The organism is Peptoniphilus sp., assembly GCF_034090345.1.
Taxonomy (GTDB): Bacteria; Bacillota; Clostridia; order Tissierellales; family Peptoniphilaceae; genus Peptoniphilus.
The window spans coordinates 13,031-35,921 of record NZ_JAXDSS010000014.1; the positions used below are offsets into that span (position 1 = coordinate 13,031).

Below are 22,891 nucleotides of genomic sequence, written 5' to 3' on the forward strand. Positions count from 1 at the left end.
CCTTAGGTGTAATATCTTACGATATCCATATCGCTAGGTCCTTAGCCTATGGCTCGGCTCCCTAGATATGCTTCCAGTTTACATTTTTGTATAATTTGGTGATTCTTTTGTGATTGTTATGTCGTGAGGGTGGTTTTCAACTAAACTTGCTGAAGTTATTTTCACAAACTGTGCCTTTTCATGAATTTCTTTAATATTGGCACTTCCTATATAGCCCATACCTGATCTCAGTCCACCTAAAAGTTGATATATCACATCTGAAACTCCACCTTTAAATGGAACTCTACCTTCAACCCCTTCAGGTACTAACTTCTTGGTATTGTTTTGAAAATATCTGTCACTTGAACCGGATTTCATAGCTGCAAGAGATCCCATGCCTCTGTACTCTTTATATCTTCTACCTTCAAAGATAACTTCTTCCCCCGGACTTTCATCACATCCTGCAAATAATGAACCCGCCATTACTACACTCGCTCCACAAGCCAATGCCTTTGTTATATCTCCTGAATATTTTATACCCCCATCGGCAATAATAGGAACCCCATATTTATCTGCAACTTCAACTGCATCCATTATGGCAGTAATTTGTGGTACGCCAACTCCGGTTACAACTCTTGTGGTACAAATCGAACCGGGTCCTATACCTACTTTGACACAATCTGCACCGGCTTTTATAAGCGCTTCTGTACCTTCTCCGGTTGCCACATTTCCAACTATCAATTCAATGTCCGGATATTTCTCCTTTATACTTGAAATTGCCTTTAATACATTTAACGAATGTCCATGAGCTGTATCCACGGTTATAATATCTACTTTAGCATCGACAAGCTCTTTTATTCTGTCCATCATATCCACAGTTATTCCAACAGCCGCTCCTGCTAGTAGTCTTCCCTTTGCATCTCTTGCAGAATTTGGATATTGTTTTAATTTTTCTATGTCCTTTATAGTTATAAGCCCGTCCAAAGTTCCATCATCTTTTATTATTGGAAGCTTTTCAATCTTCTTTTCTTTCATTCTGAAAAGGGCTTCTTCCATGGATATGTGAGGCCTTCCGGTAACTAAATTTTCTTTTGTCATTACCTCATCTATAATCCTGTCCTCGTTCATTTCAAATCTAACATCACGGTTCGTCAAAATCCCAACAAGTTTCATATCCTTATCAACTATTGGAACCCCTGAAATCTTATATCTTGACATAATTGTAAGAGCATCTGAAATTTTATGATCTCTTGATAAATAAAAAGGATCTGAAATAATTCCATGCTCAGATCTCTTAACTCGATCCACTTCAAGTGCCTGTTCTTCAATAGACATATTCTTGTGTATTATGCCTATACCGCCTTCACGTGCTATAGCTATAGCCATTCTACTTTCAGTTACCGTATCCATTCCCGCACTCATAAGAGGAATATTCAATTTTATATTTTTTGTAAGTCTTGTACTCAAGTCAACTTCATTAGGAAGTACATTAGACTCCCCCGGAATTAAAAGTACATCATCAAATGTCAAACCTTCTTTTAATTTAAACATACTACACCCCTTTCTTCTTCAACTCAAATTTACAATAACCTTCAACCATTGTCAAGATGTTTAGATTAAATTATCAATTCATTGCCTTTTTGAACTAAAAATTTTATCTTTTATTATTTTTACAATAAATTTTTATTAATTTTATATTTCCCCAATAAAATAAGACACTTCCTAGTGCCTTACCAATAAATTTTTAATTCTATTCCTTCATCATATAAATCACCGAATACATCCAAAATTTTTAATCCGTAGTCTTCCAGTAACCTTGGAATCTCTCTTGCATTTTCTATCACAATTTCAACATCTTCTAACTCTGTAAGTTCGTCCCACAGAGCATCTAAATTGTTACCAAACGATTCAGAAAATCCGAATACTTTAGTTAAGTGATTGTATCCTGATTTTCGTGTTACAAATTCATTGCCATCTATTATATATCTCTTCATACAATCTCCTGCTCAATAAAGTCTCTCAAAAGTTTCATAGTGGTCGTCAGTGTAGTATATAAATCCATCATCAGAATATATAATTCTCATCGCCCCTCTATTGTGGGAATAACCTTCTGAAATGTCCGCTTCATAATATTTTTTCCCTTTTACTTTTGGAAGTCTTTCTTCTCTATTCCCAAATCTATCCCCACCTATTACCAAACCTCTTCTATCCTTAACTGACCAGTTGATTTCTTTAGCTTCTTTTTTGGTTATATAGTTTTTTGGCAATTTCCCATATTGATGTAAATACTCAACTACATCATCTTTACTGTAATAACTTTCATCTTCTAAAAGAGCTTTTTCCTTATTATCTTTGGTTGCACTGCTTGTTGCATTAGTTTTATTTTCATTATTTTCTACATTTTCTGTATTCCGACAACCTACAGTAAATAACATAAGGAACAGTAAAAAATACAGTGTTATGTTTTTTAAAAACTTTTTCAATAAAAACCCCTATCTATAATTCATTTAACAATTTCTCAGCCACTGCCACCATACTCAAAATCCCAATAGGTATAGCTTCTTCATTAGCTATAAACTTCTCTGAATGCAACGGCGCATTCTCTCTATCTTTAAAGCCAACTCCGAGCCTAAACATCGCTGATGGAACGTAATCAGAATAATATGCAAAATCTTCCGAACCCATAGAAGGTTCAGGATTTTCTATATAATTTTCATCTCCTAAAACTTCTCTGCAAGCTCTCTCAATAATTACAGAAACACTTCTGTCGTTGTACGAAACCGGAACTCCTTTGTGTATTTTCACTTCAGAACTTCCTCTCATTGTCTTGGAGACATTTTCTACAACTTCTTCAATTCTCCTATGAACATACTCCCTTGTCTCTTCTGAAAGAGTTCTTATGGACCCTTTGAGTTCAACTTCTGACGGTATCCTATTTGATGCATTTCCACCATTTATAGCTGCAAAGCTCACAACAGCTGAATCCAATGGAGATAATTCCCGCGATACAATGTTTTGCATCATAACTATTAAACTTCCTGCAATGACTATTGGGTCCACTGTCTTTTCCGGATGTGCTGCATGGCCACCTTTCCCAATTATCTTTATTTCAAATCTATCTGAAGCTGCTCCCATCTTCCCATGTCTGTGAAACACCTTTCCGGCTTCTACATCAGGCCAAGCGTGAAGACCGAATATCGCATCCGGTTTCGGATTTTCCAAAGCGCCATTCTCAATCATATACTTTGCTCCAATCCCCTTTTCTTCAGCTGGCTGAAATATCAATTTCACAATACCGTTTAACTCATCTCTATGTTTATTTAATATGTATGCACTCCCAAGTAGAGATATTGTGTGAATATCATGTCCACATGCGTGCATAACACCGTTTATTTTAGAGGCATATTCAAGATTTGTCTGTTCCTTGATATGTAATGCATCTATGTCCGCTCTTATTGCGATACATTTTTTGCCATTACCTCTTATAATCGCAACAACACCAGTCTCTCCTACTTTTTCTATTTCAGAAACTCCAAAACTTTTAAGGGTTTTAATAATTAGTTCAGCGGTTTTAAACTCCTCCATTCCAGTTTCAGTATTCATATGAATTTCTCGTCTGATTGAAGTAAATTCAGACAATCGCTCTTCAATTTCATATTTTATCAATTCAAAATTCATATTATCTCCTCTTATTTGTGATATGGATATCCGTTTATAATTCTAAAACCTCTATATATTTGCTCTATTAAAATTAATCTCATGAGTTGGTGCGGAAATGTCATTTTAGAAAAAGACAATTTATATTGGCAAGCATTTAAAACTTCAGGTGACAAGCCCAAAGAACCTCCTATTATAAAATTAATTGTCGAAGCTTGCATTGTTATATCTGAAATCTTTTCAGCAAATTCTTCTGAACTTAAAGTCTTTCCCTTTAAATCTAAAGCTATGGTGTAATCCGAGTTTGATACGTATTTTAAAAGTTTCTCTCCTTCTTTTCGTTTAACTCTCTGTTCTTCACTTTCTGATAATTTTTCCGGAGCCGATTCGTCAGGAACTTCTATAATTTTGATATTGCAATGAGGAGTCAACCTCTTGGCAAACTCCTCTATTCCCATTAATATATATTTTTCCTTAACTTTCCCGACAGCTAAGATATTTATATTCATTATGCGTTTAACTCTTCTACTGCTTTCAATGCTGCATCAAAGTTTACTTCATTAGTAACTTCCTCAACATATTCAACATACTTTACAATGCCTTCTCTGTCTACTACAACAACGCCTCTTGACAGAAGTTTTAATTCATCAATCAAGAAACCATATTTTTCTCCAAATTCACGGTCTTTGTAGTCTGAAATAATTTTAGCATTTTCAATTCCTTCAGCAGCACAGAATCTACCTTGTGCAAATGGAAGGTCAACTGTTACAGTATAAATTACAACATCATCTGAAAGTTGAGTTGCCTTTTCGTTAAATGTTCTCGCTTGAATTGCACAAACTCCTGTATCAATAGATGGTGCAACTGAATAAACTACAATCTTTCCCTTTAAATCTTCCGAGTTGAATTCAGAAAGGTCAGGATTTACAGATTTAAATTCAGGTGCCTTATCTCCAACTCTTATTTCTTTTCCAACTAATGTCAATGGTTGTCCATTAAATTTTATATTCAATTTCAATTCCCCCTTATTTTTTTATATTTATATCCATTTTATATTTCATACACTCATAATATTTAAAATAATTTATGGTATAATTATCATTAATTAACTGGAGGTGTCTTATGAAATATAAACACAAAGCAGTAGTTTTAGGAACCAATTATTACATAGGTCTTGCTGTTGTTAGAAATTTAGGCCGAAATGAAGTTCAAGTCACTACCGTAGACTACGAACCATCACACTATGGTGTTTCTAAATATGTAAACGAAAGACTTATTGCTCCTCACTACAAAAATGATGAAAAAAATCTTGTTGAATTTTTAATAGATTACTCAAAAAAACAAAGTGCTAAACCGGTTCTATTTCCAACTGCCGACTTATATGTTGAGTTTATGGAGAACAACTTTGATGTACTTAAAGAATACTATCTATGGCCAAATGACCAAAAGGGTTTACTTGCAGAGTTAATGGATAAAGAAAGTCTTTTAAAATATACTGAACCATTAAATATTCCAACTCCGGAGATAATTCCAATGAACGACCCTAATCTATACTCAAGAGCAACCGAAGAGCTTGGATATCCTTGCGTTTTAAAACCTCGTGATTCAATGCCTTTTGTAAATTTATACAGGGAAAAAATGTTCTTTATAAATTCAGAGGCAGAGCTTAGAGAAAAAATTGAAATTTGTAAACGAGATAATCAAGATGTCTTTGTACAACGTATCGTTAAGGGCCCTGAAAGCAATTGTTATTCATTTGATATGTATATGCAAGACAACGAAGTAAAGGCATTTCTAACTACATCAAAAATCCGACAATGGCCAATAAACTTTGGAGCAAGCACTTATGCTAAGCAAGAATATATTCCAGAGTTATACGATTTATGCTCCCCTCTTTTCAAGAGTGTAAACTACAGAGGCTTTGCAGAAGTTGAACTTAAGAGAGATGAAAGAAATAACAAGATATACTTAGTTGAAGTAAACGTAAGATTTATAAACTTTACAGAAATGCTTTGTCAGCTTGGTTTCAACTCACCTATGATGTACTTCTTAGATTCTTTGGGCGAAAAAGTATCCGGTGCACAAATCAGAGAAAATACAGAAACTCACTGGAAATATAAATATGAAGATATTCCTGCAATCAAGAGATATTTAAGTACAGGTCAAATGACTTGGGGCAAAATCATTTCAGATTACAGATTCAAAAAAGTCAGCTCAACTTGGGCAAGTGACGATATCGGACCGGGCTGGACTTTCTTCAAGTGGACAATAAGCAGTAAATTAAAAAGAATGTTTAAATAGCAGTTAGGTAATATGAAAGAAATCTAATCTCTCATATTACCTATTTTTTATTGCTTATTTTTTGAATATTTATGATTTCATTAAATCTCATTTTTTAATTTTATTATTTTCAAAATATATTGATAAAAATTTATATAAACCGAGTGGTTTTGAGGAATTTTTAATTTATTGTGCTATAATATTTGTTAGTTCTAATTATCAAGCACTTTTAAATGTTGTCCTAATTTTGGAGGAATGACATTGAAAAAGTATTTATCATTAGTTGCTATAATTGCAACTCTTACACTATTCGTTGTTGGTTGTGCTAAAAACCAACCTAAAACTGAAGACGCTGCTGAAAAAACTGCCACAGTTCAAACTATGGAAGGTACTGAACTTGACAAGATTATGGAGGATAAGAAAGCAAAAGAAAATTATCTTGTTATCGATGTGAGAAATAAAGAAGAATATGACGCCGGACACGTTAAATTTGCTATCAATATGGATGTAGAAACATTCGAAGATAACCTTGATAGAATTGCAGATTTCAAAGATAAAAATGTAGTAACTATTTGTAACTCAGGTAAGAAGAGTGCAAAAGCTGCTGATATCTTAGTTGCTAACGGTTTCAACAGTGTATACAACGCTCAAGGAGTTAAAGATTTCGAATATACTACCATGTCTCAAATAGAAAATATATTTGGTTCTGAACTTCAAGCTATAGCTGATGAAAATGATGCTAGCAACACTATCATTGACGTTAGAGATGCTAAGGATTACGAAGCCGGTCATTTAAAAGGCGCTATAAACATTCCTGTTGATGGTATCGAAGCAGCTTTATCAGAAATCCCAATGGATAAGGGAGTTGTAACTTATTGCTATTCGGGAAATAAATCAACAGTTGCTGCTGAAACTTTAGTTAAAAACGGTTACAAAGATGTTAAGAACTCTCTTGACGGAACTAAAGAATTTGAATTTACTCTTGAAAAATAATTTTAAATTCTTGTATAAAATTTAAATAACCTCTACACTTTATACTATGAAGAGAAAAATTATTTTTTTTACAAAAGCTCCTGCTCTCAATTATGGCAAATCAAGACTGAAAAATTTTCTATCTGCAAAAGATAGATATGAACTATCTGTATTTTTAATAAAGGATAACTTAAAAGTGCTTGAAAAATCAGGTTATGAATTTGTCGTATACTTTTCAGGAGATATCGAAAACCTAAACTTTATAGATTATGAAAAAATCCCTCAAAGAGGAGAAAATTTGGGGGATAGAATGTTTAACGCTTTAAAAGCTGAATTAAATTCAAATGACCAAGTTATCCTCTTGGGTTCTGACCTGAGAGGAATAACTTTAAAATTAATTGAAAGTGCCTTCTCAGGACTAAATAATTCAGATTGTGTTATCGCACCTGCAGAAGATGGTGGCTATGGTTTAATAGGACTTAGAAAACCTTTAGATTTATTTTCTAACATAGTCTACAGCCAATCAGATGTCTTTGAAAAAACTTTACAAAAAGCAACTGCGCTTGATATTTCAATTGAAAGGCTTGATACAGTGAGAGATATTGATGAAATTATAGATTTAATAAAAGAAGAACTACAAACAAAAGATGTTGAGATTCTTGGAAGCGGAGAATATAACTTAAACTATAGATTTAATAAAAATTTTGTATGTCGAATTAACTTGGGAAGTCAACTGCACCTTGGAGATGAGCAAATTACATACGAATACAATGCCCTCAAAACACTTGAGTCATCAGGTGTAACTCCAAAGCCACATTACTTAAAAAAGAATTCAACTTACATTCGCAAGGGGTTTTTAGTTATGGACTATTTAGTAGGTCGTCCACTCAACTATGACACAGATATGTCTATTGCTGCATATCTACTTTCAAGAGTACACAACCTCGAATTTAAAGATACAGACTTAATTCGCGTTGAACAACCTTTTAAGGCTATGTTTGAAGAATGTTTTGAAATGTATTCAGTTTATAAAAATTCTAAAATTTATAATAATTCAATTGGAAAATATGTAGAGCATTTTTTTGACTATGTAAAAGAACTTGACATTCAAGATAACATTTCAAACCCTTGCATTATAAACACCGAACTAAACAACAGAAATTTCATAATCAACGGAGATAATTCTTACATAATAGATTGGGAGAAACCTCTAATCGGTGAAGCTGAACAGGATTTGGCTCACTTCTTGGTTCCCACTACTACAAATTGGAAGACAGATAAAATTCTTTCTGATTCTGAAATCGAAAAATTTATATATAAATATGAAAAGTATCGTAAAATAAATAGACAAAAACTAAAAAAATATTTTGCCTTTAATGTCTTGCGCGGCATAACTTGGTGCAGTATGGCAAAAGTTGAATACGAAGCTTCAGAAAGAATACTTTCTAATCAAGATACCTATGAAAAAATTAATAAATTTTTAAGCGAAGATTATTTGAAAATGTTACATAAAAGATTTTATGAGGTTTAAATATGAAAAAACATACACCTAAAATATTTTTAATTTTAACACTACTACTGTTTTTAGTAGTATACCTGCTTGTACCAAGTGTAAACCAATCAGTTAACGATGCAATCAAAATACTTTCAACAATGGGAGTTGATGGAGTAATAGAATATATAAGAGGCTATGGAAAATACGCAGCTGCAGTATCTTTCTTACTTATGATTTTACAATCTATCATAAGTCCCATCCCCGCTTTTTTAATTACACTTTCAAACGCAGCCATATTCGGTTGGATCAAAGGTGCAATTCTATCTTGGAGTTCCGCTATGGTAGGCGCTGCAATGTGTTTCTACATAGCAAAGATTTTAGGACGTGATTTTGTTGAAAAACTAATTTCCAAAACAGCCTTAAAATCAGTTGATGACTTCTTTGCAAGATATGACAAATATGTAATTTTAATTGCAAGACTACTTCCGTTTGTATCTTTTGACATTGTAAGTTACGCAGCCGGTCTTACATCTATGAAATTTTGGCCGTTCTTTATTGCAACCGGAATAGGCCAATTGCCGGCAACTATAGTTTACTCATACGTTGGTGGAACTTTAACCGGTGGTGCTAAGGCAATGATGACGGGACTTTTAATATTATTTGCAATAAGTATAGCAATTTTTGTAGCAAAGAGTATGTACAATGAAAAACTTAAAAAATCTAACTAAAATAATAATCAGCCTATTAATTCTAATAGGCTCAATTTTCATTATAAAGATAGCTTCGTTTGAGTCACTGAGAAATTGGGTGAATGAATTTGGAAACTCAGCTCCAATTGTTTACATATTACTCTACACAATACTCCCTATCTTCTTTTTTCCAGTTCCAATTTTTGTATTAGTTGCAGGAATTTTATTTGGAATTTGGAAAGGATTTATCTACACAATGATTGGGTGTATCTTAAACAGTACAATTATGTTTTATTTGGGCAGATTTTTAGGACAAGATTTCTTTGAAAAACTAATTTTAAAAATACAAACTAATTTAAAAAAACGTCTCCTACACTCTGAGCAAAAATCTCTTTTTTACCTATTTTTCATTCTCAGATTAGTCCCCCTAGTTTCTTACAACTTGATAAACTATGTGGCGGGCTTCACAAAGATAAGCTATCTAAACTACATCATCACAACTATCTTGGGAATAATTCCGGGTATGCTCGTATTTTTAAACACCGGAGATAAATCACTCAACACAAATAGTAGTGAATTTATTGTTTCAATCTTCTTGTTAATAGCGCTTATATTGGTTTCTACAATCTTTGCAAAAATTTATATAAACAGAGGCAATGATGATTTCGATAATAATTCCAACATATAACGAATCTTTAAAAATCGAAGAATTTCAAAAACAATTAGAAACACTTAAAGGTGACTTTGAAGTTATTTTTTCGGATGGATTCAGCACCGATAACACTTATGAAAAAATTTACTTTCCCAAAATACAAGAATCTAAATATCGGAGTAACCAAATGAATTCAGCTGTAAAATATTCTAAAGGTGATTATCTTTGGTTTCTACACGCCGATTCTAAAATTCATGCAGATTCAATCTTGGCGATAGAAAATTCAAACTCAGATGTAGGGTGCTTTACCCTTGCATTTGACTCTCCCAAATGGCAAATGTCAATGATCGCATTCAATAGCTCTCTAAGAGTTAAATTTAGAAATATAGCCTTTGGCGATCAGGGAATATTTATAAGACGAGATTTGTTTAAAAAAATTGGAGGATATGCTCCAATACCTCTAATGGAAGACTATCAACTGTCAATTGATTTGAAAAAATTAGGAAAGAAATTCTATCTTTCGCCTCTTCCAATAACCACTTCTGCAAGAAGATTTGAAGATAATGGAATTTGGAAGACTGTACTAAAAATGCAATTACTACAATATAAATATCGAAAATCACATGATATAGACGAAATTTATAGGAGGTATTGAAATGATTGAAAAAGCTAAAAGAGAGTGCATAAACTGTAATCTGTGTACAAAACACTGTAGTTTTTTAACTAAATACAACCTGAATTTAAAAGATTATACTTCAAGAGAAGATCTAAAAAATGAGTGCTTTATGTGTGATTCGTGTAGGCACTATTGTCCTAAAGATTTGTCGGGAGCTGAAATCACAAAGAAATTTAAATCTAAATCAAAAAATAAATTTTTAATAGCTCTCTCAAAAGACCCTTATATATTCAACAACAACTCAGATAAAAAAAGTAAAACTCTCTTATTTTTAGGTTGTAACTATCCTAAATACTATCCTGAGACTTGTGAAAAATTAATATCCATCTGCAGGGATAAAGACATAGATTTTTCAGTTGAATGTTGCAGAAAACCGCTCTATGAAAACGGAGTTGCACCAACTTCAAAGCTTGATGATTTATTAAAATTAAAAGGTACTGAAAAATTAATATGTCTATGTCCAAATTGCTACCATACTTTAAAAGATAACCTATCAATTGAAGTTATAAGTGTGTATGAATTTTTAAAACAAGAAAATATCGGCTCAACTATTATGGAATCTGCTGACATATTCTTTCCATGTTCAGATAAGTACAACCTAGAAATTTTTAAATATATAAAGCCTTTCTTACATTCATACCAAGACTCTTTCTCTGATATAAACTGTTGTGGTTTGGGCGGTGGAGTTTTGTCCAAAAATAAAGATATTGGAAATGAAATAAAGTCACAAATTTTAGCTAAAGAGAAAAGTTGTATATATACTTACTGCTCTTCTTGCTCTCACGCTTTTGACAAATATGGAATTTCAAATATAAAAAATATTTTGTCTGAAATTTTAGGTGCATGTGAAGAACCGTCATCAAATACATTAAAAAACAGTCTGTATTTTAAATTTAAAGACTCCAGGAGATAAATATGAATAGAGAATTAGTTATGAAATTTTTAACCAACGGATACAATTGTAGTCAAAGTGTCTTGTGCTACTTTGCCGAAGAATTTAACCTAGACCATCTCGCTGCAAAAAGAATTGCCGAAGCTTTTGAAAGTGGACAATTCCAAGGCACAACTTGCGGCGCTGTGTGTGGTGCATATATGGTATTGGGATTAAAATACGGCTCAGATAAACCTGAACACCGTCAAATAATGGAAGAGAAGGTAAATAAGTTTAATAAACTTTTTAAAGAAAATTGCAATTCAACACTTTGTAGAGATTTGCTTGGAGAAGATATCTCCACAAAAGGTGGTCTTGAAAAAATCATAAATCAAGGTCTGCTTGAAAAAGTATGTCCCAATGCAATCTTTACATCAATAAAAATCTTAGAAAAATTTAACACCCCTGAACTGTATACTCTTGCCCAAAAATGAAGAGACACAGTTATAGGGGTGTCTTAATGTAATTAAATTTGTCCCAATAATTTTAAAATACCTTGAGCTATAATTGCTGAACCCAAGTATGTTCCAAGCATTACAACTATCGCAAGGACTATTATCTTAGGTCCTGTCTTTTTAAGTTGATCTATATCTTTTCCTGTGTAGATCCCTGCATATGCAAGTATTGGTGTACAGAGAGATAAGAAATCAACATTTGCAGTGTGTTCTGATACAATTTCTGAGAAAGGAACTCCGGGAATTGTAAAAATTGTAGCTATTGTAACTATATATGCAACTGCCGGAATTTTAACCGGAATAATTTCTGCAAGTCCAATGCCAACAATTGAGAATAAAACTAATATCAAAACTCCCGGTATGGATTTCATCGGACCGGTTCCAAGTCCAACCAGATTGCCTACAACAGTTAAAGCTCCTGTAATTAAAAGGACGATTATTGCTTCCCTAAGTTTTAATTTCATTTATTATTCCCCCTTTTAAGTTTTGCATACAGTTTTTCCGCTAAAGGCAAGGCTATGAATACAGACATATAAACTCCATCAAGTCCTGAAAGTAAATTTGATGAAGCTCCAAAAGCTGTTATCATCTGCTCCATATCAGGATATAATTCAACAAGAGTACCAACTGAAGCTGTCATCATTGATGCACTTCCAACACCACTTGCCATTGCAAGTGCATAAGGGTGAAGTGGTGTTGAAGTTGCAAGTACCCCTGCAAGCAGTCCGATAAGAATAGTTCCAAAAACTGTTCCAACTATATAAACTCCTAAAACTCCCCTACCTTCTTCTGAATCCAGACCATATTTTTCAGAAACTACAGCTATGTTTGGTTCTCTTGCTATCGAATGAGCTCCTCCTATGACTTCTCTATTTAACCCTAGAGCTATTCCAAGAGGAACTCCTAATAACACTGTTCCTAAATTTCCAAATTCTTGTAGTATAAGTGCCGGGGATGATTTTACAATAACTGAAATAGTAGGTCCTATAGTAGTTCCATACTTAGCCATCAAAAGCATAAGTGTGAATGCAATTAGAGAGCCCGCATCCACCATTTCTTTTTCTGATGAAATCTTTAAAAACTTTGGTGTAGTAAGTACTCCTATAATCAATGCAAACAGCATCGGCAATAGTACAACTTTACCTATTCCTATATCGAATGAATGTTTCCCTATTAACTCTGCAATAATTACTATCACAAGAGCTATCAAATGTAGTTTTATATTTTTCATTTAATCTCCCCTAATTTTTTAATTGTATCTAAAAATATTGCAATTCCCTTGTGAAACTCAGTTTCATCAACATCAAACTTAGAATTGTGGTGAGGATATATCTTTCCATCAACCTCTTTTAAATTTGACATGAAGAAATAACATCCCGGTACTTTTTGTAAGAAAAATGCCATATCTTCTCCACCCATATTTGCAGTTTTAAGTTCTCTAACATCTTCCGGGAAGAGTTCCATTGCTACACCTTTTACTAACTTAGTTACCTCAGGGTCATTTACAAGCACAGGATACATTCTGTTGTAATCCACTTCAGCATCTCCGCCATGAGTTCTGGCAACTCCTTGGCATATTGCCGTTAATCTACTCTCTACAGTGTCTCTGTCCTTTTCATTTAAAGTTCTCGCCGTTCCAACAAGCACTACTTCGTCAGGTATGATATTTTGGCTGCTTCCTCCATTTATTTGACAAATTGATATAAGTGCAGATGAAGTAGGTGCTATCTCACGAGATATTATCTTTTGAACCGCCAATATTATTTCAGCTGAAATTACAACCGGGTCTATCGTATCTTGAGGATTTGCTCCATGTCCGCCTTTACCTTTCACCTTTATAGTAAATTTATCCATTGAGGCCATCATAGAACCCTCTTTAAAATAAATAGCTCCCCTGTCCATTCCCTTTACAAGTCCACCTTCGTGAAGTCCAATAATATAATCTACTTTTGGGTCTACAAGAGCCCCCTCATCAATCATCGGTTTAGCTCCTCCCGGAATTTCCTCTCCCGGTTGAAATAAAAATTTTACTTTTCCTTTAAAAGAATCTTTATTTTCAGATAAAATTTTAAGAGTTGTAAGCACCATGGCAGAATGTCCGTCATGCCCACAAGCGTGCATCCTTCCCTCATGAGTTGATGCAAATTCAATCCCTGTCTCCTCTTTAATTGGCAAAGCATCCATATCTGCTCGAATTGCAATACAAGGACCATTGGTGTCATTCGCTTCAACTATCGCCACAATAGCATTTCCATTTACAAGCAACTTATATTCAACACCCAATTCTTTAAGTCTACTAGTTATAAACTCTACAGTCTTAGGAAGCTCGAGTTCAAGCTCAGGAATCTTGTGCAACTCTCTTCTAACTTTGATAGCATAACTTTCATTTTCTCTTGCAAGTTTTAAACTGTCCATCTTAATTCCTCCTTTCGAAGTAGTATATCACTTTAATCCGATTAGTAAAGATTTTTTCAAATTTTAATTGTCTATTCTTTCAATTTATAAGCCATTCCAAAAATATTAAAACCCTTTAGTCCAAATTTTAGACCTCAGGGTTTATCCTAATAACATCTTTTATTTTTTATATTTTTCACCGACTATTGCATTGTAAATATAAATAATCATTCCTATAGCAAATAGTATTCCAAATAAAAACATAGGTATTGCATTTGCATTTGTCTCCATACACACAAGACCTGTTATTAAAACAAATAAAAATATAATATATGTGAGTGCTTTATAAGTTTTAAAACCCGCTCTGTAAGCTTCCAATTGTTCTCTTTCGTCCAAAGAATCCATATATTTTTTCCCAAATTTTATATCAAGTGTATTTTCATACTTTTCAGGATTGTATGTCTTTATAAATCCAATAATTAATTGATTTAATGCTAATGTTTGAAGAACTCCTATTATAAAAACTGCCAAAGCTATTACCACATCTTTACTAGTTATATAGTCTTCACTAAAACTTCTCATAAAATTTGCAAAGAATATAATTCCAAATATTACTATACAAGCAGTAACTCCCATTGAAATAGCTAATAGAAAATCTTTTACAACTTCATCTTCATTTTCAAGAGACCTCTTTACTTGCACCTTTCCTAAAAAATACAATACCCAAGACACTGTAATTAAACTCAACATTGAAATTACCAATACATTAAATCCGTTTCTATATAATGCTTTATCTAAATCTACAATAAAATCATAAATTAATAATCCCAAACTGTTTCTTGAAGACATAAAACCAAATATTCCCCCGATAAGTCCTATTCCTATTAAGATTAAAATACTTTTAAACTTCGACTTCACTTAAAATATCCTCCTCTAACCTTTCGTGTGGTGTCTCAATTCTAAATTCTTCTCTTCTGATGTATTTGCTAAATATAAAACCACCATAAATTAACAATACTGATACGATATTTATAGCTACCATTTGCCAACTGTATACTTGATTTTCAATCACACTTGAATCAAAATTAGTTGCAAAAAATAAAATCAAGTTGTTGTTAAAATAGTGCATCATTACCGGAGCCCAAATAGATTTTGAATACGCATATGCAAACCCAAACATTATACTATACGCAAGGCAAACTCCTATTTGGTTAACTAAACTCAAAAATCCTGTGTTTTCTGCTGAATAATAAAATAGATTAAGTGGTAAGTGCCACACTCCCCAAATAAGTCCAAGCAATAAAATTCCCTTGACCATTCCATATCTTTTTTGCATTATCGGCTGCAAAAAATATCTCCATCCATATTCTTCGCCTAAAAAAGGTATGAACACCAAGAAGAAATTCGGAACTAATATGAAAGCAAAAATTAATTTCTGTAGCGTGAAATATGATATGAAAACATCAATGCCTTCAGTTGGAATAACAGCTACAGCAATCCTCAAAAAATATAAACATAAAAATAGAATCACAATTAAAGTTACCTTCTTCACACTTCCTCTATTCAAGCTAAATAAATATCTCTTTTGTTTCTTATCTACTTTTATGCCAATTAAAAATAATATCGTGCTTACTATCAAGGTAATATTCATGACATTATTAACAGGGAAATTCTTTACAAATAAAGATGCTATACTCAAAACCCCCATCACAAAACTGACTATCGTATATATTACAAAAGAAAACTTTGGAACTTTATCCCAATCTGTCCACATAAATGCAACCATAACTCCTAAAGCCGGAGTCATCATTTGAAAGACGGGAAACATATTTACATCTACACCATTGCTCTTGCCATAGTAAATTCCCAAACCCATCAGATAATTGAGTCCAAATGCAATTGCAAAAAATATTTTCAACTGTTTTTTAACCTTATCTTGATAATGCTTATTTTCAAAAATGTCTCTATTCATCAATTTCCTCCTCATAAATAAAAATTTCTTCAACACTTACACCTAAAATTTTTGACAATTTGAGACAAACCGTTATCGACGGATTATAATCTCCTCTTTCAATTAAACTTATCGTCTGCCTACTAACTCCGACCAAAGAACCCAAATCTTGTTGATTTAATCCTTTTGCCGAGCGGAGTTCTTTTAACTTATTTAGTAAAGGCATATCTATTTCCCCTTTCATTTGACAACTATTATTGTCATTAATTATATATTTGACAACCATCTTTGTCAATCGAGTAGGGAGGAATTTCTCCTCCCTCTCACACCACGGAGCGTGCCGTTCGGCACTCCGCGGTTCAATTCAAATAATAATCTAAACAACTAATAAGTCCTCGCTTTGCGAGGATTTCTTTTGTTATCTTGCGAAGTCCCGCTGTTTTGGCTACCGCCTGATAATGGTCTGCAAATCCTACGGATTGTCTTGCCATCCATTCGGGTACGCCAAGTTTCTTTAACCCCCACATCCTTTTCTCACTGGTTTTCCACTGTTTCCAGATGACTATTCTCATACGGTTTCGAAGATGTTCGTCTATTTTTGTCATATTTTTCTTCATTTTACCTATCCTAAAATAGTTTATCCACCCTCTTATCACCTGATTTAGTCTTTGTATCTTGTAGTCCATAGATACTGACCACGAACGATATGTTAGTTTCTTGAGTTTCCTCTTAAACCTATTTATCGAATCTTTATGTGGTCTAGCTTCCCATTTCCCATTCATTTTCACAAATCCAAATCCTAGGTACTTGAGCCTTGTTGGTTTTGTGACTTTGGATTTAGTAGCACCTTCAAGAGCAAGTGTTGGCGGTAAATAAATATGGCACTAACCAAGAAAATTCAAATTGATGGGAAAAATGTTGTTTTCCGTGCCTCAGCAGCTATCCCAAGAATCTATAGACTTAAATTTGGAAGAGATATCTTTAAAGACTTGATGGAACTTGAAAAGTCCATGAAGAAAAATGATGAAGATAAATCTAATCTTGATATAGGATCATTAGAACTATTTGAAAATATAGCCTATGTAATGGCAAAACATGGAGATAAATCTGTGCCAGATAGTCCAGAAGAATGGTTAGATAATTTCTCAACCTTTTCCATTTATCAAATTCTCCCTCAGCTAATTGAGTTATGGGGACTTAACATAAAGTCGGAAGAAATTCCTAAAAAAAAGTAAGACCAACAGAAAGACCAATGACTACACCCTTATTTTTATTAAGGGCAGTGGAACTTGGTCTTTCTGTTTCTGATTTATCCCTACTAACAATTGGACTTGTAAATGATATGTTCACAGAAAAAAATAACGATGAATATAAATACAAGGAAGTAGCCACACAAGAAGACTTCGATAAGTTTTAATTTAAACCTTGAGTAGACATGGTATAATAAGGGTAGTATATAAAAGATAAATTTGAATTTCTATAGGAGCAAGGTTCATGGATAAAATCGTTTCAAAAATTGTTGCTTTGGGAGTTCCTGGATTAGTGCTATTGTTAGCTATAGGAGCAACTGGATATGTGGGAGCGGCAGCAATCACAGCAGCCCTGTGTGCAATTGGCCCTTTTGGTATGATAGGAGGAATAGCAACATTAGGATTAATTGGACTAATATCTCAAGCTATTTCTGAATATGGATTTGAAAAGATATTTGTTCAAGTAGTTAAAGAATTAGTAAAAAAAGGTGAAACTAAGGAATCTATATTGTTAAAAATAAATTCGTATAAGATTTCTAAATCTTTAAAACTGAAATTAAAAGAGATACTTGAGGAAAATTGGAATGATGAATTAAATTTTCGTGAGGGAGGTACTTTGTAATGGATAAGAAAGAAAAAAAGTCAAGAAAAGAGAAACTAAGCAAATATGTTAATTTAGCTAATGGTAGGTTTAAGGATCATGAAATTGAAGATTTAGAGTATCTGGTTGAAAACAGAGAAAAGCTTGATGGAACGACTAAGACATATAGGTCATCTTACAAATCATTTGATTCGGAAGACACATATCGTGTGAATGAAGAAGATACATATACTTTTCATTCTGATGAGAACGGTATTCGTATTGATAGAGACTTCCTAAGACATTGGGATGACGGTCAAAATGATACTGAGAAAGATAGTTTTGAAACAGCAAGAGACATACTAACTTTTGCATCAAAATTATTCAGAAAATAAAATAGTTTAAAGAAAATTCAAAAAGCACTTACAAAATAGTAGGTGTTTTTTTCATGTCCATTTTTAGGAAGGAGGCGGTCAAGTGGCAAATAGAATAAAAGGGATAACTGTTGAGATTGGTGGGGATACTACCAAACTTCAAGACGCACTTAAATCTGTAAATACAGAAATAAAGCACACTCAGTCAGAATTACGTGATGTTAGTAAACTTCTTAAACTTGATCCAGGAAATACTGAACTTATCTCACACAAGCAGAAACTTCTATCTCAATCTATTCAAGAAACAAAAGAAAAGTTAGAGTCCCTTAAACTTGCAAGTGAACAGGCAAATGCAGCTCTTGCTCGTGGTGATATTTCTCAAGCTCAATATGATGCCCTTCAAAGAGAAATTATTGAAACTGAAAACTCCTTGAAATCTCTAGAACAACAAGCATCAAAAACTGGTAAAGCCTTTAAGAACATCTCGGACTCTTCTATGAAGATATCTAAGGTTACAGGAGAAGTTGGAAAAGAAATGACTACCAAGGTTACAGCACCAATTGTGGCCGTAGGGGCCTTGGGGCTAAAAACAGCAGCAGACTTTGAAAAGGGAATGTCCTCTGTAAAGGCGATAACAGGTGCAACTGGTGAGGACCTAATTCAACTTAAAGAAAAAGCTCTTCAACTTGGTGAGTCTACTTCTTTTAGCGCTAGTGGGGTAACAGAGGCTATGACTGAAATGGCAAAGGCAGGATGGTCTACTAAGGATATATTAACAGGTGTAGGAGGCGTACTTGATGCGTCAGCTGCATCTGGAGAAAATCTTGGTTCAGTTGCAACCATTGTAGCTGATGCCATATCTGGATTTAATATGAAAGCATCTGAGTCTGGAAGAGTAGCTGATGTATTAACTCAAGCAGCTAATGCTGGGACAATAGGTATAAATGACCTAGGCGAGTCTTTTAAATATATAGCACCACTTTCAAATTCGATGGGCTTTAATATTGAAGAAGTAACTTCTGCAATTACAGCCATGTCCATGTCTGGTATTAAGGGCTCACAAGCTGGTACTTCACTTAAAAACTCTTTAACAAATATGATTAAACCTACTAAAGATATGCAAGGTGCTATGGATGAGTTAGGTATCAAGATAACCAATCAAGATGGATCGTTTAAGTCTCTTGATGAAATCTTAAGAGGAATGAGAACATCATTCTCTGGTTTAAGCGATGAGCAGAAGGCATATTATGCTACAGTAATTGCTGGCAAAGAAGGTCAAGCAGGTTTACTTTCACTTCTTAATATGAGCCAAGAAGAGTATGACAAAATATCAGCATCTATGAAAAACGCAGGTGGAATTGCGAAAGAAACGGCTGATGTGATGCAAGATAATCTTTCATCAAAGACTGAGGCACTAGGAGGGGCACTTGAAACTCTATCTGTTCGTTTTGGAGATTTAGTTGTTCCGGCACTTACAAAATTTGTAGAAAAGATTACTGATGTTATAACAGCAATTTCAAATGCACCTCCAGAAGTTCAGAAATTCATTTTAATATTTGCCGGAATTCTTGCTGCCATTGGTCCAGTCTTGCTTATTATCTCAAAAGTAGCAGCGGTTATTGGAACAGTGACAGGCGCTATGTCTATTCTTTCTGGGGGAATAACAACTGGTGCGACACCAGCGATGCTTGGACTTGCTAAAGTGTTTGGTGTTTTGAAAGGAGCGTTTACTGCTTTAAGTGGACTTATTATGGCTCATCCAATAGTAGCAGCTATCGTTGCTATTGCGACGATTCTTATTCCCTTAATCATAAAAAATTGGGATACAATAAAAGAATTTCTTGTTAATACATGGAACTCGATTGTATCATCCTGTAAGGAAATATGGGGAGGAATTAAAGAGTTTTTTGCCAATCTTTGGAATGGAATTAGTGAGTTATGGAATGCAATATGGACTTCAATTACAACTACTATATCAAGCTTATGGACTAGCTTTATTGAAGGAGTATCTGGAATTTGGAACGGTATCAAAGATTTCTTTACAAATCTATGGCAAGGAATATATGAGTCTTGGTCTACAGCTTGGACAAATATTACGACTTTTATTTCTGAACTATGGACTGCTTTTGTAGAAGGCATAAGAGCACTTTGGAAAGGGGTAAAAGACTTTTTTGCTAATCTATGGAGTGGAATCTTAGAAACTTGGAACAGTATATGGACATCTATAACAACTTTTCTAACTGAATCTTGGAATACCTTTATTGAGGGAGCCAAGAGTTTATGGCAAAGTTTAGGAGAATTCTTTACAAGCCTCTGGATGGGAATTCAAACTACTTTTACAAATATATGGACAGCTATATCAACTACAACTACAGAAGTATTTACAGCAATTGGAGAGTTTATAAAGACTACTTGGGAAGGTATTAAGACTTTAATTTCAACAGTTCTTGATGCTATAAAGGTAAAAGCAGAGACCATTTGGAATGGGATAAAAGGTTTCTTAACCACTGTAATTACAGCTATTGGAACATTTATATCTACTTCCTGGAATAATATAAAAGTAGTAATTCAAACCGTTTTAAATGCTATTAAATCTATAGTGATGAATATTTGGAATGCTATTAAGTCCTTCATATCTGGAGTTTTAAATGGAATTAGGTCATTAGTATCTAATATTTGGAATAGCATCAAATCTACAATTTCAACAACGGTGAATTCTGCAAAATCAGCAGTCACATCTGCCTTTAATTCGATGAAATCAGCTATTTCTTCTAGTATGTCGAATATTTTATCTAGCATTAGAAATGGATTTAATAATGCAGTTAACTTTATTAGAAATCTAGCATCACAAGCCTACACATGGGGAGCAGATATGATTAATGGAATTGCTAGAGGGATTTCAAATGCAATAGGTAATGTAATATCTGCTGTATCTAATGTTGCATCAACTATTAGGTCTTACCTGCACTTCTCTGTTCCAGATGTTGGACCTCTAACCGATTATGAATCTTGGATGCCAGACTTCATGCAAGGCTTATCAAAAGGAATTGAAAAGAGCAGGAGATTAGTTCAATCTTCTATGAAGAATGTAGCAAGCGATATGGTTTTAAGTCCAAATATATCAGCTATTGGTATGGGTGGATATGATAAAGAATCTGCTGTAAATGAAATTGATATAGGAAAACAAATATCTGATGCACTTGCAAACATTAATTTAAAATCAGAAAATACTGGAGATATAGTCATACCAGTCTATCTTGGAGGCACACTCCTTGATGAAGTTATTGTTAATGCATCTATGCGTAAGAATTTAAGGAGTGGAGGTAGGTAATGAAATATCAATCATATTTAATTATTGAAGGAGTAGACCTGCCACTACCAAATTCTTATGATTTGGAGTTTAGAGATATAGAGGCAGATACTGGAGGAGAAACAGAGGCAGGTACTATTCAGAGAGATATTGTTAGAAACAAAGTAGCGAGTATTTCTGTAGGTTTTTCATGTAGTCCTAAGCTTGTGAAGATATTGAGTGGTCTTGCTAATAAGTCTAATCTTAAAGTTAAATTCTTAGATACAGAAACGTTGGAACTAAAAGATACACAAATGTATATAGACAAGTTTCAAGTCAAACTAATAAAAGATACTTCTTATAAGGGATTGTGGGAAGTATCTTTTTCATTGGAGGAATATTGATGTATCCAACAAGCAATGAATATAAAACAGCAATCAAAAAGAATTCTCGTAAATTTTACTGGACGGGAAATATCATCTTAAAAGATGAAACGACTATTCCCTTTACCAATAAAGATATTCTTAAAGGGTCTGGATATATCCATCGTTCATGCTCTGGATCTTCTGAACTTGAAATGGGTACAGTTTATGCTGGAGAGTTTGGAATCAGTCTTTTTTCAGATATAGATAGGTATTCTTTAGAGGATTCCAAATTAGAACTTTTTTACCATCAAGAATTAGAGAATAAAAAGATAGAAACCATACCAATGGGAATCTTTGATGTCACTGAGGCAAATAGGTCTAAGAAGATTTTAGAACTAAAAGGCTATGACTATATGCTTAGGTTTGATAAGAATTTTCCAGTTACAGATACCTTTGGTACAGCTTTTGAATTACTAAGTCTTTCATGTGAGAAGTGCAAAGTAGAACTAGGTATGACAGAAGATGACTTGAAAGCTTTTGCTAATGGTGAGGAAGTTTTGGCGATTTATCAAGACCATGATATAGAAACTTACAGGGACTTTATTCACTATATAGCATCGACTCTTGGTGCTTTTGCTGGGGTTTCTCGTGATGGTAAGTTGGTTTTAAAGAAGTATGCAGAAAGCATATCAACTGAAATTAAAACAAGAGAAAGATTTTCTTCATCAATATCAGATTTTAAGACAAGATATACAGCCATTAACTCAACAAATGCAAAGACTAAAATAGCTGAATACTACTCTTTAGAAAACGATGATGGTCTAACTATGAACCTTGGAATAAATCCTTTAATGCAATTAGGACTTCCAGAAAAAAGAAAAAGAATGTGTGAGAGTTTATTA

At 33.6% G+C, this 22,891-nt stretch carries 27 protein-coding genes and 1 pseudogene; 15 read left to right on the forward strand and 13 right to left on the reverse strand.

Annotated features, from left to right (window positions below; all coding sequences use genetic code 11):
- Positions 1–78: 78 nt before the first annotated feature.
- The 6 genes from guaB to tpx form a co-directional block, all read right to left on the reverse strand.
- The gene (guaB, locus tag SOR77_RS00910) at positions 79–1,530 is read right to left on the reverse strand and encodes an IMP dehydrogenase (protein ID WP_320635337.1); all 1,452 of its coding nucleotides are present in this window, start codon (positions 1,528–1,530) and stop codon (positions 79–81) included.
- 179 nt (positions 1,531–1,709) lie between these two features.
- Entirely contained in the window at positions 1,710–1,973 is a 264-nt protein-coding gene (locus SOR77_RS00915; RefSeq protein WP_320635338.1) for a barstar family protein, read from the reverse strand.
- Between the two features lie 12 nt (positions 1,974–1,985).
- Positions 1,986–2,414, reverse strand: a complete 429-nt coding sequence (locus SOR77_RS00920) for a ribonuclease domain-containing protein (protein WP_320635339.1) — start codon at positions 2,412–2,414, stop codon at positions 1,986–1,988.
- Between the two features lie 61 nt (positions 2,415–2,475).
- Positions 2,476–3,657: a M20 family metallopeptidase gene (locus tag SOR77_RS00925; protein ID WP_320635340.1), complete on the reverse strand. Its 1,182-nt coding sequence runs from the start codon at positions 3,655–3,657 to the stop codon at positions 2,476–2,478.
- 11 nt (positions 3,658–3,668) lie between these two features.
- Positions 3,669–4,145 (reverse strand): 23S rRNA (pseudouridine(1915)-N(3))-methyltransferase RlmH, encoded by a 477-nt coding sequence (gene rlmH / locus SOR77_RS00930; protein ID WP_320635341.1) that lies wholly within the window; start codon positions 4,143–4,145, stop codon positions 3,669–3,671.
- Complete coding sequence (gene tpx / locus SOR77_RS00935) at positions 4,145–4,648, reverse strand: thiol peroxidase (RefSeq protein ID WP_320635342.1); 504 nt, start codon at positions 4,646–4,648, stop codon at positions 4,145–4,147. The genes rlmH and tpx overlap by 1 nt, the downstream gene beginning before the upstream one ends.
- A gap of 110 nt (positions 4,649–4,758) precedes the next feature.
- Here tpx and SOR77_RS00940 point away from each other — a divergent pair, with 110 nt between their 5' ends.
- The 8 genes from SOR77_RS00940 (at position 4,759) to SOR77_RS00975 (ending at position 11,765) form a co-directional block, all read left to right on the forward strand.
- Positions 4,759–5,937, forward strand: coding sequence for a carboxylate--amine ligase (locus tag SOR77_RS00940; protein WP_320635343.1), 1,179 nt, complete (start codon positions 4,759–4,761; stop codon positions 5,935–5,937).
- A gap of 234 nt (positions 5,938–6,171) precedes the next feature.
- Positions 6,172–6,909: a rhodanese-like domain-containing protein gene (locus SOR77_RS00945; protein ID WP_320635344.1), complete on the forward strand. Its 738-nt coding sequence runs from the start codon at positions 6,172–6,174 to the stop codon at positions 6,907–6,909.
- A 46-nt stretch (positions 6,910–6,955) separates the two neighbouring features.
- On the forward strand, positions 6,956–8,419 hold the full coding sequence (locus SOR77_RS00950) for a TIGR04282 family arsenosugar biosynthesis glycosyltransferase (RefSeq protein WP_320635345.1): 1,464 nt from the start codon (positions 6,956–6,958) through the stop codon (positions 8,417–8,419).
- A 2-nt stretch (positions 8,420–8,421) separates the two neighbouring features.
- Entirely contained in the window at positions 8,422–9,111 is a 690-nt protein-coding gene (locus SOR77_RS00955; RefSeq protein WP_320635346.1) for a TVP38/TMEM64 family protein, read from the forward strand.
- Positions 9,086–9,760 carry a TVP38/TMEM64 family protein gene (locus SOR77_RS00960; RefSeq protein ID WP_320635347.1) on the forward strand — a complete coding sequence of 225 codons (675 nt, stop codon included), beginning with the start codon at positions 9,086–9,088 and terminating at the stop codon, positions 9,758–9,760. Before SOR77_RS00955 ends, SOR77_RS00960 begins: the two co-directional genes overlap by 26 nt.
- On the forward strand, positions 9,732–10,379 hold the full coding sequence (locus SOR77_RS00965; protein ID WP_320635348.1) for a TIGR04283 family arsenosugar biosynthesis glycosyltransferase: 648 nt from the start codon (positions 9,732–9,734) through the stop codon (positions 10,377–10,379). Before SOR77_RS00960 ends, SOR77_RS00965 begins: the two co-directional genes overlap by 29 nt.
- A gap of 1 nt (position 10,380) precedes the next feature.
- The gene (locus tag SOR77_RS00970) at positions 10,381–11,313 is read left to right on the forward strand and encodes a heterodisulfide reductase-related iron-sulfur binding cluster (RefSeq protein ID WP_320635349.1); all 933 of its coding nucleotides are present in this window, start codon (positions 10,381–10,383) and stop codon (positions 11,311–11,313) included.
- 2 nt (positions 11,314–11,315) lie between these two features.
- The gene (locus tag SOR77_RS00975; RefSeq protein WP_320635350.1) at positions 11,316–11,765 is read left to right on the forward strand and encodes a C-GCAxxG-C-C family protein; all 450 of its coding nucleotides are present in this window, start codon (positions 11,316–11,318) and stop codon (positions 11,763–11,765) included.
- 32 nt (positions 11,766–11,797) lie between these two features.
- Here SOR77_RS00975 and SOR77_RS00980 read toward each other — a convergent pair whose 3' ends face one another.
- The 7 genes from SOR77_RS00980 to SOR77_RS01010 all read right to left on the reverse strand — a co-directional run bounded on the left by SOR77_RS00980 (position 11,798) and on the right by SOR77_RS01010 (position 16,913).
- Positions 11,798–12,250 (reverse strand): DUF340 domain-containing protein, encoded by a 453-nt coding sequence (locus tag SOR77_RS00980; RefSeq protein WP_320635351.1) that lies wholly within the window; start codon positions 12,248–12,250, stop codon positions 11,798–11,800.
- The gene (locus SOR77_RS00985; RefSeq protein ID WP_320635352.1) at positions 12,247–13,017 is read right to left on the reverse strand and encodes a DUF3100 domain-containing protein; all 771 of its coding nucleotides are present in this window, start codon (positions 13,015–13,017) and stop codon (positions 12,247–12,249) included. The genes SOR77_RS00980 and SOR77_RS00985 overlap by 4 nt, the downstream gene beginning before the upstream one ends.
- Complete coding sequence (locus tag SOR77_RS00990; protein WP_320635353.1) at positions 13,014–14,201, reverse strand: M20 family metallopeptidase; 1,188 nt, start codon at positions 14,199–14,201, stop codon at positions 13,014–13,016. Before SOR77_RS00990 ends, SOR77_RS00985 begins: the two co-directional genes overlap by 4 nt.
- Positions 14,202–14,360: 159 nt before the next feature.
- Positions 14,361–15,098, reverse strand: a complete 738-nt coding sequence (locus SOR77_RS00995; protein ID WP_320635354.1) for a DUF3169 family protein — start codon at positions 15,096–15,098, stop codon at positions 14,361–14,363.
- Entirely contained in the window at positions 15,082–16,152 is a 1,071-nt protein-coding gene (locus tag SOR77_RS01000) for a CPBP family intramembrane glutamic endopeptidase (protein ID WP_004819798.1), read from the reverse strand. Before SOR77_RS01000 ends, SOR77_RS00995 begins: the two co-directional genes overlap by 17 nt.
- Entirely contained in the window at positions 16,145–16,357 is a 213-nt protein-coding gene (locus SOR77_RS01005) for a helix-turn-helix transcriptional regulator (RefSeq protein ID WP_040552451.1), read from the reverse strand. The genes SOR77_RS01000 and SOR77_RS01005 overlap by 8 nt, the downstream gene beginning before the upstream one ends.
- A gap of 133 nt (positions 16,358–16,490) precedes the next feature.
- Positions 16,491–16,913: a group II intron maturase-specific domain-containing protein gene (locus SOR77_RS01010; RefSeq protein WP_320635355.1), complete on the reverse strand. Its 423-nt coding sequence runs from the start codon at positions 16,911–16,913 to the stop codon at positions 16,491–16,493.
- A 96-nt stretch (positions 16,914–17,009) separates the two neighbouring features.
- Here SOR77_RS01010 and SOR77_RS01015 point away from each other — a divergent pair, with 96 nt between their 5' ends.
- The 7 genes and pseudogenes from SOR77_RS01015 to SOR77_RS01045 form a co-directional block, all read left to right on the forward strand.
- Entirely contained in the window at positions 17,010–17,366 is a 357-nt protein-coding gene (locus SOR77_RS01015; protein ID WP_320635356.1) for a hypothetical protein, read from the forward strand.
- 17 nt (positions 17,367–17,383) lie between these two features.
- Positions 17,384–17,548: a hypothetical protein gene (locus SOR77_RS01020; RefSeq protein ID WP_002834868.1), complete on the forward strand. Its 165-nt coding sequence runs from the start codon at positions 17,384–17,386 to the stop codon at positions 17,546–17,548.
- A 77-nt stretch (positions 17,549–17,625) separates the two neighbouring features.
- Complete coding sequence (locus SOR77_RS01025) at positions 17,626–18,003, forward strand: hypothetical protein (protein WP_102197780.1); 378 nt, start codon at positions 17,626–17,628, stop codon at positions 18,001–18,003.
- Positions 18,003–18,356 carry a hypothetical protein gene (locus SOR77_RS01030; protein WP_102197779.1) on the forward strand — a complete coding sequence of 118 codons (354 nt, stop codon included), beginning with the start codon at positions 18,003–18,005 and terminating at the stop codon, positions 18,354–18,356. The genes SOR77_RS01025 and SOR77_RS01030 overlap by 1 nt, the downstream gene beginning before the upstream one ends.
- An 82-nt stretch (positions 18,357–18,438) precedes the next feature.
- Positions 18,439–21,666 carry a phage tail tape measure protein gene (locus SOR77_RS01035; RefSeq protein ID WP_320635357.1) on the forward strand — a complete coding sequence of 1,076 codons (3,228 nt, stop codon included), beginning with the start codon at positions 18,439–18,441 and terminating at the stop codon, positions 21,664–21,666.
- The gene (locus SOR77_RS01040; protein WP_320635358.1) at positions 21,666–22,028 is read left to right on the forward strand and encodes a hypothetical protein; all 363 of its coding nucleotides are present in this window, start codon (positions 21,666–21,668) and stop codon (positions 22,026–22,028) included. Before SOR77_RS01035 ends, SOR77_RS01040 begins: the two co-directional genes overlap by 1 nt.
- Positions 22,028–22,891 (forward strand): annotated as a pseudogene (locus SOR77_RS01045) (hypothetical protein); the annotation flags it as partial. The gene SOR77_RS01040 and the pseudogene SOR77_RS01045, both read left to right, overlap by 1 nt.

Coding starts and splice junctions, on each gene's coding strand:
- SOR77_RS00945 (WP_320635344.1), top strand. CDS start 6,172: ATGACATTGAAAAAGTATTTATCATTAGTTGCTATAATTGCAACTCTT.
- SOR77_RS00920 (WP_320635339.1), bottom strand. CDS start 2,414: ATGTTATTTACTGTAGGTTGTCGGAATACAGAAAATGTAGAAAATAAT.
- SOR77_RS01010 (WP_320635355.1), bottom strand. CDS start 16,913: ATGAATGGGAAATGGGAAGCTAGACCACATAAAGATTCGATAAATAGG.
- SOR77_RS00965 (WP_320635348.1), top strand. CDS start 9,732: ATGATTTCGATAATAATTCCAACATATAACGAATCTTTAAAAATCGAA.
- SOR77_RS01015 (WP_320635356.1), top strand. CDS start 17,010: ATGGCACTAACCAAGAAAATTCAAATTGATGGGAAAAATGTTGTTTTC.
- SOR77_RS00970 (WP_320635349.1), top strand. CDS start 10,381: ATGATTGAAAAAGCTAAAAGAGAGTGCATAAACTGTAATCTGTGTACA.
- SOR77_RS01030 (WP_102197779.1), top strand. CDS start 18,003: ATGGATAAGAAAGAAAAAAAGTCAAGAAAAGAGAAACTAAGCAAATAT.
- SOR77_RS00950 (WP_320635345.1), top strand. CDS start 6,956: ATGAAGAGAAAAATTATTTTTTTTACAAAAGCTCCTGCTCTCAATTAT.
- SOR77_RS00915 (WP_320635338.1), bottom strand. CDS start 1,973: ATGAAGAGATATATAATAGATGGCAATGAATTTGTAACACGAAAATCA.
- SOR77_RS00990 (WP_320635353.1), bottom strand. CDS start 14,201: ATGGACAGTTTAAAACTTGCAAGAGAAAATGAAAGTTATGCTATCAAA.
- SOR77_RS00985 (WP_320635352.1), bottom strand. CDS start 13,017: ATGAAAAATATAAAACTACATTTGATAGCTCTTGTGATAGTAATTATT.
- SOR77_RS01040 (WP_320635358.1), top strand. CDS start 21,666: ATGAAATATCAATCATATTTAATTATTGAAGGAGTAGACCTGCCACTA.
- SOR77_RS00975 (WP_320635350.1), top strand. CDS start 11,316: ATGAATAGAGAATTAGTTATGAAATTTTTAACCAACGGATACAATTGT.
- SOR77_RS01020 (WP_002834868.1), top strand. CDS start 17,384: ATGACTACACCCTTATTTTTATTAAGGGCAGTGGAACTTGGTCTTTCT.
- SOR77_RS01005 (WP_040552451.1), bottom strand. CDS start 16,357: ATGCCTTTACTAAATAAGTTAAAAGAACTCCGCTCGGCAAAAGGATTA.
- SOR77_RS01025 (WP_102197780.1), top strand. CDS start 17,626: ATGGATAAAATCGTTTCAAAAATTGTTGCTTTGGGAGTTCCTGGATTA.
- SOR77_RS00980 (WP_320635351.1), bottom strand. CDS start 12,250: ATGAAATTAAAACTTAGGGAAGCAATAATCGTCCTTTTAATTACAGGA.
- rlmH (WP_320635341.1), bottom strand. CDS start 4,145: ATGAATATAAATATCTTAGCTGTCGGGAAAGTTAAGGAAAAATATATA.
- guaB (WP_320635337.1), bottom strand. CDS start 1,530: ATGTTTAAATTAAAAGAAGGTTTGACATTTGATGATGTACTTTTAATT.
- SOR77_RS00955 (WP_320635346.1), top strand. CDS start 8,422: ATGAAAAAACATACACCTAAAATATTTTTAATTTTAACACTACTACTG.
- SOR77_RS00960 (WP_320635347.1), top strand. CDS start 9,086: ATGAAAAACTTAAAAAATCTAACTAAAATAATAATCAGCCTATTAATT.
- SOR77_RS00925 (WP_320635340.1), bottom strand. CDS start 3,657: ATGAATTTTGAATTGATAAAATATGAAATTGAAGAGCGATTGTCTGAA.
- SOR77_RS01000 (WP_004819798.1), bottom strand. CDS start 16,152: ATGAATAGAGACATTTTTGAAAATAAGCATTATCAAGATAAGGTTAAA.
- SOR77_RS00940 (WP_320635343.1), top strand. CDS start 4,759: ATGAAATATAAACACAAAGCAGTAGTTTTAGGAACCAATTATTACATA.